This is a genomic window from Mesorhizobium sp. P2_B11, from assembly GCF_056404855.1.
In genome coordinates, this window is sequence record NZ_JBFUDF010000005.1 from 48,007 (window position 1) to 62,340 (window position 14,334).

Genomic DNA, 14,334 nt, shown 5'->3' on the forward strand with positions numbered 1-14,334 from the left:
GTCGACAATCCTACAAGAGGCCATTTCCGGATTCTTGTGGCCGGGTGGCGTGTCAGCCTTTCGGCCTCATGCCGCCCGTCCGTAGAAGCCGACGCGCTCCTCCGGGCTGAACATCACGCCCGGCCTCTCATAGTAGGAAAACACCGCGATCATCCGCTCGCGCTCGCCCTGCACCGTGGTAACGCGATGCGCGGTGTTCTTGCCGCGGAAGACGTTCAGCGTGCCGGGCTTTAGGCGCAGGATCTTGGCCTCGGGATCGCGCCCTTCGAGCAGCTTTGCGACGCCATCATAGTTGGGATTGTCGTCGGACCGCAGATCGGTGCGGTATTCGAAATCGCCGCCGCGTTCAGGCGCCTGCAGCAGAAGCGTGGTGGTGAATTCCGAACGGTCGAAATGCCAGTTCAGCGCTTCGCCGGCGCGGTAGGCCATGACATTGGTGCGCGCCAGAGGATCCTGCATGACATGCAGCCGGCTCTTGCCCATCGCCGTCGCCAGGAAGCGCAGCAGCGGCTCGTATTCGTAGATGGCAAGCACGGTGCTGCCGGGAATCTGGTCGGCGCAGACCGTATGGCTGATGGTCTCGACCTTGCGCAGCGCAGGATGATCCGGAGCGAGTTCGGGAAGGTCCGGCTTGAAGTAGATGTTGTGCATGCGCTTGTGCACATGCGAGCGCGCCGCCATCACCGGCTGTATCTCGCCGACCGCCTTCTCGGCGACGCCAGGGCGCAAAAACCCTTCGAGATTGAACATGCCGTCGGCTTCGAGCGCAGCAATGGAGGCGTCCACCAGACGCTGCCATTCAGGGCTGCCTTCGCGGTCGAGCGGATAGCGGTCGAGATCGAGAATGTTTTTCATGGTCAATTGCTCCGGGTTTCGAAAGCAGAAGACGACAAAAAAATCTTTCTCTCAACGCGGAAAATAATTAGGGTTGCCCAAGAAAATATTGGGGAAGCGATATGGAGAAGCTGCCGCCCTTAAACGCCGTGCGGGCTTTCGAGGTCGCCGCTCGCGCCGGCTCATTCACGCTCGCCGCCACCGAACTTGGCGTCTCCTCCGCCGCGGTCAGCCAGCAGATACGCAATCTCGAAAGCTGGTTCGGCAAGCAGCTTTTCGTGCGCAACGGCAACCGCATCACACTGACCGATGCCGGCCATGCCATCTACCCGCAGACGGCCCGCGCCCTCGGCGACATAGCGGCGGTTGGCCGGCGCATGCTGGAGGGCGGCGTGCGGCCGCGTCTTGTCGTCAGCGTGCCGTTCTCGCTGGCCGAATTGTGGCTGGCGCCACGGCTGGCGGAACTGCTCGACGGCTTCCCGCAAATGGCGATCGACATCCGGGTCGAGGACGATCCGGTCGACGTCGTGCGCCAAAGCATCGACCTGCGTATCTCCTATGGCGACTATCATTATCCGGCGCTGCGCATGGTGCGGCTGGTGCATGATGAGGTGCTGCCGGTTGCATCGCCCGATTTCCTGAAGCGCCACGGCAACATCCTGGCGGAAATGCATGAGAGCCAGTTCATCCACACCAACTGGGGGCCGAACTATGCCTCGCATCCGAGCTGGGCGGACTGGTTCGCGGCCGCCGGCGGCAATCGCGCGCCGGATCCTTCGCACGGCCGCCGCGTCGGCCTGTCCAGCCTGGCGATATCGGCGGCAAGGCTGGGATTGGGGGTCGCGCTTGGCCAAAGGACGATGGCCAATGCCGATCTCGAAGCTGGCCGCCTGACCGCGCTCTCCCAGATCTCGGTACGGCTCGGTCAGCCCTATTGCGCCTTCATGCTGCCGGCAAAGGCTGAGCGCGCCGATATTGCCGGGCTTGTCGCACTGCTCGCTATGCGTCCCGGCCCATAAAAAACGGCGCCCTCGGCGTGGGTGCCGAGGGCGCCACAGAAACCGGGGCTGATGGGGGTTATCAGCTGGCCGGTTTTTCCTGGGGCAAGGGCGAGATCGGCATTCCAGGTCCGATCTTCTGCAGATTGCCCGTTATCACCTGGTCGCCTTCGGCAACGCCGCTCAGCACGGCCACCAGATCGCCGCTGTTGGCGCCAAGCGTGACGATGCGCTGGTCGACCGTGTTGCCCTTGCCCACGACATAGACATATTTGCCGAGCTGGCTCGAACCCAGCGCCACCTGCGGCACCATCAGCGCGTCGGGCAGCTGCTTGATGTGCAGCCGCACGCGGACATACTGGCCCGGCAGCAGCGAGAACTTCGCATTGCCGATGGTGGCGCGCGCCGTGATGGTGCCGGTCGAGTGGTCGACCGTGTTGTCGATGAAGGTGAGTTCGCCCTTCTGGCTGGCTTCGGTCTCGCCGGGCAGCAGCACCTCGACCTCGATCGGGCCGGCCGCGCGGGCTTGCTCGATTTCGGCAAGGTCCGTCTCGCTCGGATTGAAGGTGACGTAGATCGGGTCGAGCTGCACCAGCGTGTTCAGCACCGTGCCGGCGACGCTGACCAGCGTGCCGACCGAAGCCTGGTTGCGGCCAACACGGCCGGCGAACGGAGCGTGGATTTCGGCATAGCCCAGATTGAGCTCGGCCGTGCGAACCGCCGCCTGGTTGACGGCCAGCGACGCCTCGGCCTGGCGCAAGGTGCTGGTGCGCTGGTCGAACCCGTCCTTGGCCAGATACCCGCTCTTGGCGAGGTCGGCGCCGCGGCCGAGATTGGAGCGCGCATAGTCCAGGCTCGCCTGGTCGCGCTGTACCTCGGCCTTGGCCTGGTCGAGAGCCGCCTGGAAGTCGTCAGGCGAGATCTTGTAGAGCAGGTCGCCCTGGCGCACATCTGCGCCGTCCTCAGCCGTCTGCTGCTCGAGATAACCCGGCACGCGAGCCTGCAGGGTGACGCTGCGGATCGCCTCGATGCGGGCGGCATAGTCGAGATAGATCGGGATCGTCTTCTTGACCACGCTCGCCACCGGCACCGGCATCACGAATGCCGCTGGCGCCGGCGTCGCTGCCGCCGTGCCGGCATTGAGGCTGAGATTGCCCATGTCGAGGAAGTGAACGCTTGCCACCGAGATCGCCCCAAGGGCGACGGCCGTTCCTAAAGCAATTTTCCATTTACGCATTTTGGTCTCCAATTCTATTCGGCTGCTTCGGCCAGTCGCACGAGCGCTGGGTCGGCAGTCGGTTCATTGTTGTCCTGGTCACTGTGGTCCTGGTCATGGGCGGCGGGTTCGCTGCGCTCGCGGCCTTCGCGCAGCTGTTCGATCACCGCGTAAAAGACCGGCACGAACACCAGCGACAGGATGGTCGCGGCGACCATGCCGCCGAAGACGGTGGTGCCGATCGACTGCCGGCTTGCCGCACCTGCACCCGTCGCAAACATCAGCGGCAGCACGCCGAGGATAAAGGCGAAGGCCGTCATCAGGATCGGCCGCAGCCTGAGCCGTGCGGCTTCCATCGCCGCGTCGACGATGCTCAGGCCTTCCTCGCGCCGCCGCCTTGCGAACTCGACGATCAGGATCGCGTTCTTGGCGGCGAGGCCAATCAACATGACGAAGCCGATCTGCGAGTAGACGTCGATCTGCATGCCGCGCAGGAAGAGGGCTGCGAAGGCGCCGAACAGGGCCAGTGGCACCGCCAGCAGCACCATGAACGGCATCGCCCAGCTCTCATACTGCATCGCCAGGATCAGGAAGACGAAGACGATGGCGAGGCCGAAGACGACCGACGCGATCGATCCTGCCTTGAGCTCCTGGAAGGTGATGCCGGTCCATTCGAAACCGAAATCCCTGGGCAGAGCGGTGGCAGCGGCCCGCTCCATCGCGGCGACCGCCTGGCCCGACGAGAAGCCGGGGGCAGCGCCGCCATTGATCGTGGCCGAGGCGTTGTTGTTGTAGTGCGGCACGGTTTCGGGGCCGACGAACGGCACCAGCTTGCCCAGCGTAGACAGCGGCACCATGCCGCCGGACGCATTGCGTACATAGAGCCGCGAAATGTCGGCGGCACCCGCACGTGCATCCTTGTCAGCCTGGATGGTCACCCGGAAGGTGCGGCCGAACAGGTTGAAGTCGTTGACGTAGAGCGAGCCGAGATAGATCTGCAGCGTGTTGAAGACATCGGGCAGGTTGAGGCCGAGCAGTTTGGCCTTGCTGCGGTCGAGGTCGTAGTTGAACTGCGGCGTCGAGGTCGAGAACGGCGAGAACAACTGCTGCGGATTGATTTCCGGCTGCTTGCGCGCCTCGGCGATGACGGCTTGCGTCGCATCGTTGAGAGCCACGCTGCCGCGCCCGGTGAGATCCTCGACGACGAATTCAAAGCCGCCCGTGGTGCCGATACCCGGGATCGAAGGCGGATCGAAGGACAGCGCGAAGGCTTCCGGAATCTGCATCAGCTTGCCGCGCACATCGTTGACGAGTTTGGAGGCGCTCTGGTCGGGACCGCGTTCCTCCCAAGGCTTGAGGATGGCGAACTCGACCGCCGAGTTCGACTGCGCCGCACTGGTCAGGAAGTTCAGGCCGCTGATCGAGCCGACGATGTCGACGCCGGGCGTCGCCTGCAAGATGTCGCGCGCCTTTTGCGCCACCGCGTCGGTGCGCTCCAGCGAAGCGCCGTCAGGCAGCTGGATGACGACGAAGAAGTAGCCCTGGTCCTCGACGGGAAGGAAGGTCGAGGGCAGCTTCTGCCAGACGAAGTAGGTGGCCACCAGTCCGGCCGCAAACAGGCCGAGCATGATCCAGCGCAGCCTAATCAGGATGCGCACGCCATGGGCATAGGCATGCGACAGCCTGTCGAAGCCGGTGTTGAACCAGCGGAACGGCGCGAACTGCGTCTCGCCGCGATGGCGGAGGAACGCGGCACTCAGCGCCGGGCTGAGCGTCAGCGAGTTGAAGGCCGAGATGCCGACCGAAATCGCCACCGTCAGCGCGAACTGGTTGTAGAGTTTGCCGGAGACGCCGGGAATGAAGGCGACTGGCACGAACACGGCCATCAGCACCGCCGTCGTGGCGATGATCGGCCCGGTGACTTCAGCCATGGCGGCCTTGGTCGCCGCCAGCGGTTTCAGCCCGGCCTCCAATTGTCGCTCGACATTTTCCACCACCACGATGGCGTCGTCGACGACGAGGCCGATGGCCAGCACCATGCCGAGCAGCGAGAGCATGTTGAGCGAGAAGCCCATCATCTCCATGACCACCATTGTCGCCACCAGCGAAACCGGAATGGCGATGGTCGGGATGATCGTGGTGCGCCAGCTCTGCAGGAAGATGAACACCACGGCCACGACCAGCACCAGCGCTTCGCCGAGCGTGATCAGCACGTCATGCATCGACGCCGACACGAAGCGCGTCGTGTCGTAGTGCATGGCATAGGAGACGCCCTTGGGGAAACGCGCCGACAGCTCCTGCATCTTGTCCTTGACGCGCTGCTGCAGATCGAGCGCGTTGGAACCCGGCATCTGGTAGACGGCGAGCACCACGGTCGGGTCCTTGCCGAAGAAGGCCGACGACGAATATTGCAGCGCGCCGAGTTCGATGCGGGCGACGTCACGCAGCCGCACCAGCGAGCCGGTGTCGGTGTTGGCGCGCACGACGATATCGCCGAACTCCTTCGGGTCGCTCAAGCGGCCGACGGCGTTGACTTGCATTTCGAAGGCGGTGCCGGCGGGCGCCGGCGACTGGCCGATCTTGCCGGCCGCCACCTGGACGTTCTGTTCCGAGATTGCGTTCTGGACGTCGACGGCGGTGATGCCGAGATTGGCGAGCTTGTCCGGGTCGAGCCAGACGCGCATCGAATAGCGCCGTTCGCMGAAGATCTGCACGTCGCCGACGCCTTGCAGGCGCTTCAACGGATCGACGATCTGCAGATAGGCAAGGTTCGACAGCGCCACCGGGTCGACCGAACTGTCGGGCGAGGTCAGGTTGACGATGAGAACGAAATTCGGGTTCTGCTTCTTGATCGTCACGCCGCCCTGGTTGACGATCGCCGGCAGCGACGAGGCGGCTTGGCTGACGCGGTTCTGGACGTCGACGGCGGCGGTGCTGAGAGGATAACCGACATCGAAGGTGATGGTGATGGTCGAGGAGCCGTCATTGGAGCTCGACGACGACATGTAGGTCATGCCTTCGACGCCGTTGATCTGCTGCTCCAGCGGCGTCGTCACCGTATCGGCGACCACCTGCGCGCTGGCGCCCGGATAGTGCGCGCTGACCACCACCTGGGGCGGCGTGATGTCGGGAAACTGCGAGACCGGCAAAAGGAAATAACAAATCGTCCCGGCGAGCACCATGATGATGGCGATCGCCGAGGCGAAGATCGGACGATGGATGAAAAAATTTACCACGACACGCATGCCTCTTTAAACGAATGGGCCTCTTTAAAAGAATGGGCAGACCGGGACAGCCGCCTGCTGCGCGCCGAACCCGGGTCCTGCAAAAAATAGGAAGACGGCGCCACGCCGCTGAGGCCTTGCTCATCGGCCACGGTCCTCAGCATCGCTTCGAAGGCGCGCGGGTTGACGCGATCCGCCTTCATCACCAGCCGGATCATCGGATCCCGGATGGCTTCATCGATGGTCAAATCCTTGCGCTGCGACATTGAAGCGTCTCCATTCCTGCGGATCGCATCGGATGATCGCGAACCGGTTTTCATCTCTTCACCGGCCGGAGCCGCATGAACCGCAATTTTCGTCCTTTGTGATCTGGCAGGACCAGTTCACGGCCTTGTTATTGACGGAAGGCTACATAGGTGTTACCAGTAAGTAACATTCGGATAGTTACAGACCGGTAACACCCTAGTCAAGAGGTGGACCGAAAATTTAGGGAGACAAGGAGACTGCGATGGCAGACGGCATTACGGATCGCGTGCGTCCCCGGGATCGCATCCTGGAGACGGCGCAGGACATGTTTCACAAGCATGGCATCAAGGGCGTCGGCGTCGACGCCATCACGGAAGCCGCCGGCACCAACAAGATGACGCTATACCGTCATTTCGAGTCCAAGGACGAACTCATCATCCAGTGCCTGCGCGCTTCGGCGGCCAAGGGCGCCGCAATATGGGATGAGTTCGAGGCGGAGCACCCCGGCGACAAGCTGGCGCAATTGCATGCCTGGGTCCGCAAGGTCGCCGACATGCTCGCCGCCGACGGTCGCGGCTGTGACATGGCCAACGCCGCCGTCGAACTGACCGAGCCGAACCATCCGGCGAGGAGCGTGATCAAGGAGCTCAAGAGCGCCCAGCGCGATCGCCTCGTTACGCTGTGCCGCGATGCCGGCATAGGTCAAGCCGAGCTTCTCGCCGATACGCTGTCGCTGCTGTTCGAAGGTGCGCGCGTCAGCGTGCAGACCATGGGCTGCCAAGGCCCCAGCACCCAGTTTGTGCGCATGGCCGAAGGCCTGATCAGCTCTTTCAGGGCGCGCTGAGCGATCGCTTCCGAGCTGGAATCCCTCGTCACCCGGCGGGGGCTGCGGCTGTTTGCCAAGCCCTGCCTATCAGCTTCAAATTCGCCTGGAAAAGAAAAAGCCCGCTGCCGGGAGGAGGTGGCAGCGGGCTTGATTTCGAATACGGCACGGGAGGAGGTGTACCGCACTCAAGGCCGGCATCGCATCTGGGAGGAGTAGATGGCCGACCACCAATACGTACGAGTTGCTTAATGAGTCGGCAACCATAAAAGATGCATAGCTGCTGTGCAGATTTGCGGCAGCTACCCCGACTTGTCCTACAAATCGGGGTAGCTCATGCTCAAACACCGAGATGAAACGAGCTCTACGCCAAGGCTTTCCTGGCCCTTAGGTTCCAGCTTCCATCCTCTGCAAAATCCGTGCGGCTGCAATCTTTGCCTCACCCCGCTCGGACTTGATGACGGGCGCATGTGAGACGACCCCTTCCAGCGTCACCAGTGCACGCTCCGCGGCGCGCCGGGCCGATATGGTGTTGGCCAGCAGCTCCAGCACTCCAAGGCCCGGCGACAATGTCTGCGGCCTCCATCTGGCGCCGGCCTTGTGCTGGCTCATCACGACAAGGCCGACGGGCAGCGGCTCCACGCCGGCGCGTCCGCCGATATCCTCGACCGCGACGTCGTGCTGGCGAGCCGTCGGGCTGGCGCGCATCGACAGCGGCTTGTCGAACGGATGGACGCGTCCGGCCTCGTCCAGGACAGCGAACTCGTCGGAATAGTAGCTGGCGCCAGCCTTGACCAGCGCGGCGACCAGGCTCGATTTGCCGCTTTGGGTCTTGCCGGGGATGAGGATCGCGCGGCCTTTCCAACCAACGACGCCGGCATGCACGAAGATGCGCTTCGGCGCGAACTCGGCGACCGACAGCCGGCTCCACGATTCGAAAGCATCGAGCACATCGCCAAGCTCATGCGAGCGGGCGGCCTGCGAATGGTCGAGATAGAGCATGTTGAAGGCGCGGGTACGCGATCCCGGTGTTTTTCCTCCCAGGATCACCGAGAAATAGCGCTCGACGACCTCGGCATCGGATGGCTCGGCGTCGCGTGGCAGGCGGCCGCGCAACGCGGGTATCAACGCCGGATCGCTGACGCGCACGCCGAGCGTGACGCCGTAGCTGGTGAAGGCGAAGCCGTCGACCCAGGTCAATTTGTTGAGATTGTCCCAGCATGGCGTCAGCGCCTGGCTGGCGAGCCGCGGCAAGGTCGAGACATCAGACATGAACGTTACACCTTGTCATCTTCCACCAGTCTGGCTGCGGTGCCGCCGGCAAAGGTTCGCGCAACGCGCCCCCAGGCCGACGCTGTGAAACTTGCCAGTTGATAGGGCAGGCGCGTCGACGCGTCGAACGGGCCGTCGCGGTCGGCGGTCGCCCGGATCGCGTTCGGCCAGCGCTGAACAAGCTCGCCAGGAAAAAGCCTCGGATCGGCAATCGCTTCGCCGAGCGGCCGCACCGCCTGTCGCGCGGCGAATGGCGCCCGCCACTCGTTGAGTACGGTCTTCGCGATCCAGCGCGGCATATCATCAACGCGGCATGAGGCCGGGACATGCTCGATACGGGCGCCAAGCAGATCGCTTGCAAGCTGCAGGATGCAGGCGATCCACCGCCTCACATGCGGCTCCTCGCCCAGGCACAGATCCCAGTCGAAATCGCCGGCCGCGCTCTCCAGCATCGCCGCTATGTCGGTGAGCCACAGCGGCCGCCAGCCGCCATGCCGCAGAAAATGCAGGATGGCCAGGCGCAAATGATCCTCCAGCGCCGGCACACGCACCGTGCCGCCCGAAAGCCTGACCGGGACTGAACGCTCGAAAAGTGCCTCAAGCGAAGGGCAACGATATTTCTTGAGGTCCGCATGCAGGTCGACCGTTGCAGTGAGACCGGGCGACATCTCGATCTGAAAATTGTTGGGCAGGTGCACAAGGCCCTGGCTGTCGTGGTGCAAGGTGCCGGAAACGTGCTTGCCCAGCAACGCGGCCGCTTCGGCATGACGGCCGGGCGGCGCGCACAGATCCAGGTCGCCGAACGGCCGCAAATGCGGTGCGGCGTAATACCGGGCGATGGCCCAGCCCTTGAAGACCAGAGGTTCAAGCCCCGCGGCCGAAAACTCCCTGGCCAGCGCGTCGAGCGATTCGCCCTTGACCGACGCCTGGATGGCGAAATGGTGGTGGGTATTGCGCAGTTCGGACGCGCCTTTGGCTGCTTTCAGATCCGCATCGCGCGATATGCTGCGCCACGCGAAACCCGCCGTGCCCGAACCGACCAGCAACGGCACCAATCGCGACAATTGTTCGCCGGAAATGGCCGGCAAAGGCGGCTCTTCACGCCACACGCCTGCAAGAACCGTTGCCAGCAAAGCGCCGTCATGGAGGCGAGGGCTGGAGTTCTTCTGCGAAACGATCATCGAAGCCGGTTCTTGGAGGGGCGCCCGCTTGCCTTTCCATGCAATGCAGGTTCTATTAGTTCCACTTTATACAGGGGGAACATCCATGCAACTGCCAAAGAGCCGTACGCAGGATATCGTCGTTCGCAAGCTGGCCGACGAAACGCTTGTCTATGACCGCAAAACTCTTCAGGCAAGCTGCCTGAATTCTTTGGCCGCCGACGTCTGGGAACGTTGCGACGGAGAGACTTCGGTTTCGGCCATTGCCGCGGCGATTGCGGCTGAAGAAAGCGCTGTATGGGAGGCGCTTGAGCGGCTGAGCAACTCCAATCTGTTGGATCAGCCTGTCACCGCGCCGACCTTCGCGGACAACCGGACGAGCCGGCGCGGCGCGTTGCGGGCGATCGGACTGGGCACAGCGGCAGCCATTCCTGCCGTGACGACTATCGTGCTGCCGTCGATGGCGCACGCGGCATCCTGCGCTCCGACCGGCGCTCCATGCGATTTCCAGGATCCCGGTGCCTGCTGTTCGCTGACCTGCCAGGCCAGTCCCAATGGGCCCGTCTGCCTGTAGATCAAGTCTTCACTGTACCGGCACGTTCTCCTTGAAGATCAGCCGCGGCTCGATGAACTTCTTGGTCAGGTAGGGCGCAGATGACGCGATCGAGCCGAGCAGGCGGATCACCGATTGCTCGGCGATCAGCCGCGCATTCTGGTCGATGACGACATCGGCAAGATCGTCGACAAGATAGCCGCGCGTTTCCTTCGTCAGGTCGTGGCAGATGAAGACGGGCTTCTTCTTCGGCCTGGTTTCGAGCAGCGCTCTGGCCACGCCTGAGCGTCCGGCGCCGACGCAGTAGATGCCGAGCAGGTCCGGCTCGTTGTGCAGCGCCTGCATCGTGGCGGTATAGCTGCCCTCCGGCTCGTCATTGATCTCGACGGCGCTTGAGACCGTGAGGTTGGGGAACTCTTCCGACAGCACCGAGCGGAAGCCCATTTCACGCTCCTCATGCCCGCGATAGGAGCGCGAGCCGACGACCATCGCCAGATGGCCCCTATGGCCGTTGAGGAAGCGCCCCATCAGCAGCGCCGCCGTGCGCCCGGCGACCCGGTTGTCGATGCCGACATAGGCCGAGCGCGGGGCTGCCGGGACGTCGGAGACCAGTGTGACGAGTCGGATGCCGGCCTCGACCACGTCGCGTAAAATGTTGCGCGTTCGCGGATGGTCGACGGCGATGACACCGACGCCATTGGCCTTCAGCGACAGGTTTTCGACCGCCGCCTGCAGCGCCGCCGGCGAGATGCCGCCCAGATTGTGGATGCGGCACGAGGCGACCAGCGGCAGGCGCGCCGCATAGTCCTCGATATGCCCGGCCAGATCGACCATGAAGCCGTTGGCGCCGATCGGCAGGAAGAATTCCAGATGCGCCGGCCGCGACGGCAGCGTCACCTGGTCGACCACCGGCAAATAGCCAAGCTGCTTGGCCGCTTCCATCACCCGCTGCCGGTTCGCGGCGCTGGCGCCGGCCCGGTTGTTCAGCACCCTGTCGACGGTCGCCGTCGACAGGCCGCAGCTCCTGGCTATGTCAGCAACGGTGGCTTTCATGGCTGTAGTCATAGAGCATGATCCCGAAAAGTGGGAACCGGTTCTCCGCAAGGCCGACGGCCGCTCAGCCGTGCGATGGCTTGCCTTCGACGATGGCGTCGCGGATTTCCTTGTCCGACATCCCGGTGATGATGCGTTCGACCTCGGCGACGTTTGTCTTCTTCGGGTCGATGTCATCGGCCACCACCTTGCCGCGGCGCATGACGACGATCCGGTCGACCACCTGGAAGACGTGATGGATGTTGTGGGCGATGAAGATGCACGAATGCCCGGAATCGCGGGCGCTGCGCACGAAGCTCAGCACGCCTTGCGTCTCGGCGACGCCGAGATTGTTGGTCGGCTCGTCGAGGATGATGAGATCGCTGTCGAAATGCATGGCGCGTGCGATGGCGACGGCCTGCCGCTCGCCGCCGGACAGCGAGCCGATCGGCGTCGTCGGCGGGATGTTTTTCGAGATGCCGACCTGTTTCAACAGGTCGCGGGCGACCACGTTCATGGCCTCCTGGTCCATGCGGTTCAAGAAGCGCGGCGGTTTGATCGGCTCGCGCCCGAGAAACAGATTGCGCGCGATCGACAGCTGCGTCACCAGTGCGGAGTCCTGGTAGATTGTCTCGATGCCATGCGCGATGGCGTCGCTGGTGCTGCGCAGATTGACCTTCTTGCCCCGAATGAAGATGTCGCCGCTGGTCAGTGGCACCGCACCCGACAGTACCTTGATCAGCGTCGACTTCCCCGCGCCATTGTCGCCGAGCAGGCCGACGATCTCCCTTTCATTGACATGGAAATTGGCGTCCTCGAGCGCCTGCACGCGCCCGTAGGACTTTTTGATATTGGTCATGCGGATGAGCGGTTCAGCCGTCATCTCAAGTCCCCGCCTGATGCCGGCGTTCCAGCCATGAGTGGAGCGCCATCATGCCGAGGATGATGGCGCCGATGAAGATGTTATAGGCCAGGCCGGGCACGCCGATCAGCACGATGCCGTTGCGCATGACGCGCAGGATCAGGATGCCGAGCACGGTGCCGATGATGGTGCCGCGTCCGCCGGTCAGCGCCGTGCCGCCGATCACCACCATGGCGATGACTTCCAGCTCGTAACCAGTGCCGCTGTTGGGGTTGGCGGCCGATGTGCGCAGCGAGGAGATGACGCCGGCAAGCGATGCCATCAGCGACGACAGGATGAACAAGCCGATCTTGACGCCGTTGACGTTGACGCCTCGGGCACGCGCGGCATTCGGGTTGCCGCCGGCAGCCTGGATCCAGTTGCCGGTACGGCTTTGCGTCAGGACATAGCCGAGGGCTATTGCTGCTGCGATGAACCAGAATAGCGACGCGTAGATGCGGAACGGCCCGATGAAGAAGTCACCGACCAGAATATCGGCGAGCCAGCTGCCTTCGGCGCTCCAGGTGCGCTGCGGAAAGCCGTCGGTGACGAACAGTGCCGTACCGCGCACCACCAGCAGCATGCCCAGCGTCACCAGGAAGGATGGGATCTTGAGCTGGGTGACGAACCAGCCATTGACGAGCCCAATGAGAGCGGCGACCAGCAGGGCGGCAAGGAAGCCGACTTCCAGCGAGGTCAGGCCGCTGTTGAACAGCGTCCACATCAACACCGGCGAGAAGCCGAACAGCGAGCCGACCGACAGGTCGAATTCCCCCGATGTCATCAGCAGCGTCATCGCCAGCGCGATCAGGCCGAGCTCGACGGTGAAGGCCAGCGTGTTGGAGATGTTCTGCGGCGACAGGAAATCGTGGTTGATGCTCCAGAACACCGCGATTTCGATGATGAGCAGCACGAAGGGCCCGAATTCCGGCCTCGCGATCAGGCGTTGGATGAGCGAACGGTTTTCCACTGATAACCCGCGACAGGAAGGGAAAGGCTGAACCCCGCACGTCATGCGACAAGGCTCGGCGAAAGGAAAAAGACAGTCGCGACCGCGGCTGCGGCCGCGACTGTTGAAGGGTCCTGGCTTATTTGCCGGACAGGATGTCGTCGTAGACCTGCGCGGTGTCCTTTTCGTAGAGCGCGCCGGTGATGACGTTGAAGCCCGGAGGAATGCCCGATGCTGCCATGTTGGCCAGCGACAGCGCGACATAGCTGGTCGCCTGCGGGTCCTGCCACTGGCCGGCGTTGACGTATCCGGTCAGCACTTCCTGCGTGGTGTCGAGCGAGTTGCCCCAGCCGACAACAGGGATTTCGCCCGGCTTGATGCCGGCCTGGTCGAACACCCGCTTGATCGAGCCGGTGACCAGATCGCCGAGGCCGATGATCGCCTTGACCTTGGCCTTGTTGGCGGTGAGGTAGTCGACCATGCGGTTGATGGCTTCGGCCTGGTCGAGCGTCGCTTCGGTTATCTCATAGGTGATCCCCAGCGGTTCGAAGACGCTCTTGATGCCTTCCTCTTCCTGCACGCCATAGGTGGCGCCGGGGATTTCGACCGGCATCCAGACGAAGTCGCCCTTCTTCACCAGGCCCTTGTCGACCAGATATTGCGCCCAGTGCTTGCCGAAGGTGACGTTGTCGCCGCCGACATAGGCGTTGAAGCTCGCCTTGGGATCGGGCGTGTTGAAGTTGATGATCGGGATTTTCGCGGTGTTGGCCTCCTTGGCGATCTCGATCAGGCTGCCCGGATCCGGGCTGGTGGTGACGATGCCGTCGGCCTTGGCCGAGATCGCGGCGCGCACCGCCTCCTGCTGCGAGGCGACATCACCATTGTGGAACGAGGTGTTGACGGTGTTGCCTGTGTCCTTCGCCCACTGCTTGGCGCCGGCCAGGAAGTAGGTCCAGACCGGATCGGCCGGGCCGCCATGCGAAATCCAGTAGAACGTCTTGGCTTGTGCCGCGGCCGGAATGGCCAGCGCCACAATCAAGCCAAGCACGAGTAATCGTAGCCTCGTCAGCATTTGCTTTCCTCCCATGTTGAAAAACGACCTCCACGTCCGGCGATGATCCAGGCC

Annotated in this window: 13 protein-coding genes; 3 read left to right on the forward strand and 10 right to left on the reverse strand. The window is 63.4% G+C overall.

Features of this window, described 5'->3' with window-relative positions:
* Positions 1-66: 66 nt before the first annotated feature.
* Positions 67-855 (reverse strand): HalD/BesD family halogenase, encoded by a 789-nt coding sequence (locus AC1DYJ_RS16815; protein ID WP_477426159.1) that lies wholly within the window; start codon positions 853-855, stop codon positions 67-69.
* A gap of 101 nt (positions 856-956) precedes the next feature.
* Here AC1DYJ_RS16815 and AC1DYJ_RS16820 point away from each other — a divergent pair, with 101 nt between their 5' ends.
* The gene (locus tag AC1DYJ_RS16820; RefSeq protein WP_477286776.1) at positions 957-1,853 is read left to right on the forward strand and encodes a LysR substrate-binding domain-containing protein; all 897 of its coding nucleotides are present in this window, start codon (positions 957-959) and stop codon (positions 1,851-1,853) included.
* Between the two features lie 61 nt (positions 1,854-1,914).
* On the opposite strand, the gene AC1DYJ_RS16825 is transcribed toward AC1DYJ_RS16820, so the two are convergent.
* From AC1DYJ_RS16825 to AC1DYJ_RS16835, 3 genes are read right to left on the reverse strand one after another with little or no spacing between them, the layout of a single operon-like run.
* A complete protein-coding gene (locus tag AC1DYJ_RS16825; protein ID WP_477286778.1) occupies positions 1,915-3,069 on the reverse strand; it encodes an efflux RND transporter periplasmic adaptor subunit in 1,155 nt (384 codons plus the stop codon).
* A gap of 14 nt (positions 3,070-3,083) precedes the next feature.
* Positions 3,084-6,284 carry an efflux RND transporter permease subunit gene (locus tag AC1DYJ_RS16830; RefSeq protein ID WP_477426161.1) on the reverse strand — a complete coding sequence of 1,067 codons (3,201 nt, stop codon included), beginning with the start codon at positions 6,282-6,284 and terminating at the stop codon, positions 3,084-3,086.
* Positions 6,278-6,538: a hypothetical protein gene (locus tag AC1DYJ_RS16835; protein WP_477286783.1), complete on the reverse strand. Its 261-nt coding sequence runs from the start codon at positions 6,536-6,538 to the stop codon at positions 6,278-6,280. The genes AC1DYJ_RS16830 and AC1DYJ_RS16835 overlap by 7 nt, the downstream gene beginning before the upstream one ends.
* Positions 6,539-6,780: 242 nt before the next feature.
* Between AC1DYJ_RS16835 and AC1DYJ_RS16840 the strand changes: the two genes are divergently transcribed.
* Entirely contained in the window at positions 6,781-7,362 is a 582-nt protein-coding gene (locus tag AC1DYJ_RS16840; RefSeq protein ID WP_477286785.1) for a TetR/AcrR family transcriptional regulator, read from the forward strand.
* A gap of 366 nt (positions 7,363-7,728) precedes the next feature.
* Here AC1DYJ_RS16840 and AC1DYJ_RS16845 read toward each other — a convergent pair whose 3' ends face one another.
* Both AC1DYJ_RS16845 and AC1DYJ_RS16850 read right to left on the reverse strand, forming a co-directional pair.
* Positions 7,729-8,613: a hypothetical protein gene (locus tag AC1DYJ_RS16845; RefSeq protein ID WP_477286787.1), complete on the reverse strand. Its 885-nt coding sequence runs from the start codon at positions 8,611-8,613 to the stop codon at positions 7,729-7,731.
* 5 nt (positions 8,614-8,618) lie between these two features.
* The gene (locus tag AC1DYJ_RS16850; protein WP_477286789.1) at positions 8,619-9,794 is read right to left on the reverse strand and encodes a nucleotidyltransferase family protein; all 1,176 of its coding nucleotides are present in this window, start codon (positions 9,792-9,794) and stop codon (positions 8,619-8,621) included.
* Positions 9,795-9,879: 85 nt separating this feature from the next.
* Between AC1DYJ_RS16850 and AC1DYJ_RS16855 the strand changes: the two genes are divergently transcribed.
* The gene (locus tag AC1DYJ_RS16855; protein ID WP_477286790.1) at positions 9,880-10,347 is read left to right on the forward strand and encodes a PqqD family peptide modification chaperone; all 468 of its coding nucleotides are present in this window, start codon (positions 9,880-9,882) and stop codon (positions 10,345-10,347) included.
* 9 nt (positions 10,348-10,356) lie between these two features.
* On the opposite strand, the gene AC1DYJ_RS16860 is transcribed toward AC1DYJ_RS16855, so the two are convergent.
* The 4 genes from AC1DYJ_RS16860 to AC1DYJ_RS16875 form a co-directional block, all read right to left on the reverse strand.
* Positions 10,357-11,379, reverse strand: a complete 1,023-nt coding sequence (locus tag AC1DYJ_RS16860; protein WP_477286792.1) for a LacI family DNA-binding transcriptional regulator — start codon at positions 11,377-11,379, stop codon at positions 10,357-10,359.
* Between the two features lie 64 nt (positions 11,380-11,443).
* Positions 11,444-12,241: an ATP-binding cassette domain-containing protein gene (locus AC1DYJ_RS16865; protein WP_477286794.1), complete on the reverse strand. Its 798-nt coding sequence runs from the start codon at positions 12,239-12,241 to the stop codon at positions 11,444-11,446.
* Between the two features lies 1 nt (position 12,242).
* Positions 12,243-13,229, reverse strand: coding sequence for an ABC transporter permease (locus tag AC1DYJ_RS16870; protein WP_477286796.1), 987 nt, complete (start codon positions 13,227-13,229; stop codon positions 12,243-12,245).
* 118 nt (positions 13,230-13,347) lie between these two features.
* On the reverse strand, positions 13,348-14,280 hold the full coding sequence (locus AC1DYJ_RS16875; RefSeq protein WP_112565674.1) for a substrate-binding domain-containing protein: 933 nt from the start codon (positions 14,278-14,280) through the stop codon (positions 13,348-13,350).
* Positions 14,281-14,334: the final 54 nt, after the last annotated feature.